Below are 5313 nucleotides of genomic sequence, written 5' to 3'. Positions count from 1 at the left end.
CGCCGCCAGCGACGAAGAGGTCTTTACAAAATCACGTCTCGAAATATTCCGTTTGCTGTTGTTCTGATCTTTTTGATTACTCATAATATCCGACTGAATATTTTAGATTGACACTCCTCGATGATCAAAATCCCATCTGAAAGGAGGTATATTTTTTTGTTGTGAAATTAGATTACAAACTAATTGTAGTCTTCAATAGCATCGATCCAGTATTGCTCCATCTGCTCTTTTGGGGGCTGGGTGGCTGGCCGCACGACGCGAAAGCCGACAAACGGGGCATCGGTCAGCCACCACCGGCTTTTGGGCAACTGCGGGTCTCGCCGCTTCCACCGCTTGATCGAGTGCATTCGATTGGCACACCGCAGCTCGGAGGCCTCATCAGGCCATCCCCCACCCCGCAGCGACCGCGGGTACAGCTGATCCGGTAAAAACAGGGGATTTTCGGCCAGCCCGCCGGCAATTTTGTTAAAATAATCTTCATAGTACTGGTCCATCGTCCATTCGGCTACGTTACCGTGCATGTCATGCAGGCCATAGGCATTGGACTTTTTGCGGCCTACCTGGTGATATTTGCCTTCGCTGTTGGCTTTGTACCAGGCGTACTTGTCAAGAGCAGTGGTATCGCTGCCAAACGAGTAGGCCGTGCTGCTGCCCGCGCGACAGGCATATTCCCACTCAGCCTCGGTGGGCAGCCGGTAGAACCGGCCGGTTTTGGCCGTCAGCCACTTGGTAAACATCACGGCCGCGTAATGGGTCATGTTGATGGCGGGATATCCCTCCCGGCCCATGCCAAAACTCATATCTACGTAGGGCGGGGTCGGCAGGGAGACCGCATCGGCCTGCAACTCTACATCGGCAGAAGCTGGCAGGTGGGTTTTCAGTTTCTCAATCTCCTCCTTCACAAACAGATCGTACTGGTCCCATGTGATCTCATAGGTGGCCATCCAAAACGAATCGACCTTTACCTGTTGAGGTGGGCCTTCATCGGTCTCCCCTCCGGGGCTGCCCATCTGAAACGTCCCCCCTGGTACCGGGGTCATGGGGATGGACTCCCCGGATCCCGGGATCGGCTGGGTGTAGGGCTCGAAATCAGATAGAGAGCTGTACTCTTTCTCGTAGTGATGAGTAATACCTAATAGAGAGATGGCTCCCAACAGAAAGGTTAAGCAAAAATTTAAAAGAACTTTCTGTCTGCTTATGAGTGACATTCAAACTGTTTTCTGTTTACGTAATTACTCGGATCTTACCCGGTTATATTCCTTGTTAACAGCCTTGTCCCCCCACCGATCGATAACCGCTTCAAGTGCTGCGTTCGATTCAGGAAAGCGACCCTTGTCATCCGTTTCAAGTATCCATCGATATAATTTATCACGCAACTCAGCCAGGGCCATTGCATGCTCACGATCGCTGGAATAGATCAGATTGTCGGTCTCGTGGGGATCGTTCTTCAAGTCATAGAGCTCCTCGGCGGGGCGGTCCTCGGATACAAAACGCGACTGCACCTCGTTGAGCTCTCCGCTGCGATAGAGCTTCTTCAAGACTTCCATGTACTCCCGCCCATCCCGGTATTGAGGTTGCATATATGGCTTTTCTGGCATGAAATTTCGGATATACTTGTAGCGATCTGTTACCACCGTGCGTATTCTATCAATAGTAAAATCAGCCCTGTCTCGCGCAGCTACGATGTAATCCCGGTGAAAGCCAGAGGCAAACATATCCATCCCCTGCATGTGATCGGGTATCTCGATGCCGGCTAAAGAAAGGGTCGTGGCACTGATGTCGATTCCGCTTACCAAGTCCTTGCGGGCGCTCCCCTCCGGCAGGCCCGGGCCGGCGACAATCATCGGCACCCGGATGCCCCCTTCATAGAGAAACTGTTTGTGGCGGGGTAGCTTCATCCCATGGTCGGAAAAAAAGAACACGACCGTATTTTCATACAAACCGTCTTCTTTCAGCCGGTCCACAATATTCCCCAGGATGCGGTCCATCTCCAGGATCGTATCGTAGTGATGGGCGATCTCTTTGCGGTATACAGGATGATCCGGGTAGTAGGGGGGAACCGGTACATCCTGCGGGTCCACTATTTTAGGGGCGTTAGCTTTTTTGCCACCCCGCAGTTGAATCTGTCCAAAGAACGGCTGACCGTCTTCCCGGCCCGACCAGCCAGTGCCGCCGGTGGCGCCTTTAAAACCGTTATCACCTTTGCGATCGTACAGGTCCTGGTTGGAAAACACAAAGTTATAGTGATTCTTGCCCTCATTAAAGGTGTAGTAGCCGGCCGCTTTAAAAATCTCCGGCAGCGTGCGGACCCCCAGGTGGTTCGGGTCCCACGTTTCCATAGTGTCGCCACGCCAGCTCTGAAAGGAGCTGTAGTGCTCATGGGCCCCGATCGAGGTCTGGTACATGCCGGTAATAATGGCCGACCGCGTCGGGGAGCAGACCCCCGAGGTCATGTAGGCCCGGTCAAAACGGACCCCACGGGAGGCCAGTTCGTCGATATTTGGGGTCTTTATTACCGTGTCCCCATAGGCACTCATCCAGGCGTTGGTATCCTCCAGGTAGACCCACAGGATGTTCGGTTGGTCGGGACCTGCCTTAGGTTGAGGGGTATGGGAGTTCTGTGCATTTACAGTGGAACAAAAAACCATCCCAAGGAGCATAAACACTCCTGTCAGCTTAATCGGACCGGATATTGATATTTCATGATTCATAATTAACATGTTTTGTTAGACAAAATTATACCGACTCTGTTATCTACTTTGCAAACCGACAAACAATCGGCTCTTCGTCGTTCGGGTGTACCGAGTGGTGTTCCTGCCACCGGTCGGTGTCCGGGTCGCCCACCCGCAACCGGTGGGAGGTGGCCTCAAAGACTTTCGGGGTGAAGGCGGTTCCACGAATACGCAGGGCGTATTCCAGGTCCCCGCTGGCCTCATTGTACACCTCGATGACCGGATCCTGCATTCCCTCCACTCGAACCTCCGGCAGGTTGGCCACCGCCGCCCGGCCGTAGTTGTCCTGCTGGCGGATAATCACCGGCCACCCGTCGTACTGGCCCTCCGGGTTTGCCTGCGGGTCCACGTACCTCGGCCAGCACTCGATGCGCATCGTCCGCTCGCTCTTGTCAAAGGTGACCATGCCATAACCGGTGGCCCGGTCATAGATCAGCCCCGGCTCGCGGTTGGTCTGCACCGGATTGGCCGCCGCCAGTACCGTTATTCGGTTGCCGAAAGCATCCTCGTGGTGTCCCGTGTAATTGGGACGACCGGGCAGCGGCTGATGGTCGGCTCCCACCGCCGGCCACCACCGCCGCGGCCAGATGTTATTCAGGGCCGGTCCGGTAAAGACAACCCCGGCGTCGCTGTGTTCCTCAACGCCATAGTGTATCACACTGCCGAGGTGCTGGTCCCCGGCAATATGCAGGGCAAAACATTTCCGTATGGTTTGAAGTGCCTCATCGCGGCCTTTTTGGGGCCACCCGTTGGTATCCATGTCCCGGGCCGGATGATCCCCGGACGGGTACTGCCCGCGGGTGGGGATCGGCTGCTGCGGCACGTTCCGGTCGTGCGTGGCCCCCTTCTGCATCGTATGGGCCCCGCAAAACGGGGACTGCGAGAGCAGCGCCTTCATCCGGGCCCCATCGCTCCAGTCAGCCGCCCAGGCTTCCAGAAATGAAAGCTGGCGATCCCCCAAAAGATCTGCTTCCACATCGTAGTACCGGCTCAGATCGATCTCCGGGTCCTGCGGAAACCCGTTGACCACCTCGAACGGGAGGGCGTTGCCCGGGGCGGTTTTAAACTTGCGATCCTCGATGATGGCAAAGCTGACCCCGCCATAGGTCCAGTCGGTGTAGTAGACGCCGATATCCTGCTTGATCGGGGTCGGATCCCACGGGTCCGGCAGGTGGCTGGTCAGCGTGCGTTCGACCATGCGCACCCACTCGGCCGGGTACTTGTAGCCGCCCTCATCCTGGGAGTCGTAGCCCCAGCCCTGCTCGGTCGGGGCTGCCTTCCCGCCCTGTCCCCAGATGTTGCCGTGAAACACGTCGTGATCGTCCGGGATAAAGCCGGCCGGAATGTGGCGGAACAGATCGCGATAGGACCAGCCGAACATGTACCATTTGTGCAGATAGTCCAGGGCCGCCTGCTGCACATCCTCGGTGCGTTCCACCCCGAACCCGCCGTGGGACTCGTAAATCTGGTCGCCCAGGAACATCGCCATATCCGGGCGATGCTTTTCCACATTCCGGACGACTTCCGTATTGGGAAACCCGTAGTGGCTGTTGCAACTGAAGACGGCCATCTTGAGCGGGTCGGCTGCGGCCGGTTCAGCGGCAATGGTGCCCTCATATACATATTCTTCGGTATCGTCCCGCAGCGGCAGCTCCAGGCGGACGCGGTAGGGCACCTCGGCCTGGTGCTGCCAGTCCTCAAGACGGAAATGGACGGTCCGCGCCAGCGAATGGATTGTGGTCTCCCCTGCTGTTTCCCACCGGCCGCCTTCCCGCAGCTGCAGCTGCACCTTGTGCCCATCGATCGCCTCCACCGGGGCCAGCTGGGCGGTCATCTTCAGGGTGCCCCGATCCAGCGTGTACTGGGCAAAGCAAATGGGGCCGTAGGCCTGCCCGGGAGCATGGGCAATCTTGCTCCCGGACAAGCGCCAGTCGGCAAACCGGACCGACGGCCTCTGGGGGCGATCCTGCCAGGAAGGGAAGTGGGCCAGCAGGGCCAGGTTCCCTATCAGCCGCTCGGGGGCAACCTGGGGGGCCGTCAGCCGGCCAAGTTCTGCGTGGGTGTCCCTGTCGATGGCTGTCAGGACAAGCTGGTATGGCCCCCCGGACTCCACCGCTTTTACCCTCAGCCGGATCGGCTTTTGCAGCGGGATCCGCTGCTCGGCCTTTTGATCCCCGACAAACAGGTGCCCTTGCCCGTCAATCCCGGCGGGCAGGCCTTCCCCGAACACCGCATCGCGCCGGTAGTCGGTAAACGATACCCGAACCGGTTGATCCCCTGCCCGGGCCCCGATGCGGAATCCCACCTGATCCTGCTCCCGGCCGTTGCGGTTGAGTAGCTGCAGGTCCACCTGCAGCAAAAAATCTCCCCTGTCTTCGCTCAACTGGTGGGTCAGGCAGTGCAGGCTTCGATTACTGTCGCTGACCTTACACTCCACCTTGCCTTCCCTGATGTGCCAGTCCTGCAGGCGGTTGCCCCAAAACCGCGGGCCGGCCCACTCCACGTCCGGCCAGCGGGCCCAGCGGCTGCGCATCGGCTCCCCGCCGGCCTGCAGGGGTGCCTCTTCCGGGGTTGTTATTTG

The 5313-nt window shown here is 57.9% G+C and carries 3 protein-coding genes; all 3 read right to left on the bottom strand.

What is annotated here, in order from left to right; genetic code table 11:
- Window positions 1-179: 179 nt before the first annotated feature.
- A complete protein-coding gene (locus tag ACG2F4_RS19055) occupies window positions 180-1154 on the bottom strand; it encodes a formylglycine-generating enzyme family protein (protein ID WP_395262533.1) in 975 nt (324 codons plus the stop codon).
- A 78-nt stretch (window positions 1155-1232) separates the two neighbouring features.
- On the bottom strand, window positions 1233-2711 hold the full coding sequence (locus ACG2F4_RS19050; RefSeq protein ID WP_395262532.1) for a sulfatase: 1479 nt from the start codon (window positions 2709-2711) through the stop codon (window positions 1233-1235).
- 43 nt (window positions 2712-2754) lie between these two features.
- On the bottom strand, window positions 2755-5313 hold a 2559-nt coding region (locus tag ACG2F4_RS19045), incomplete at its 5' end, for an alkaline phosphatase D family protein (protein WP_395262531.1).

Source organism: Halalkalibaculum sp. DA3122 (genome assembly GCF_043951865.1).
GTDB lineage: Bacteria > Bacteroidota > Rhodothermia > Balneolales > Balneolaceae > JAMQKA01.
The sequence above is the reverse complement of the archived record's forward strand: the minus strand, read 5'-3'. Positions and strand labels throughout refer to the sequence as shown.

Excerpts from the sequence above, each read along its gene's own strand:
- ACG2F4_RS19050 (WP_395262532.1), bottom strand. The coding sequence starts at position 2,711 with ATGAATCATGAAATATCAATATCCGGTCCGATTAAGCTGACAGGAGTG.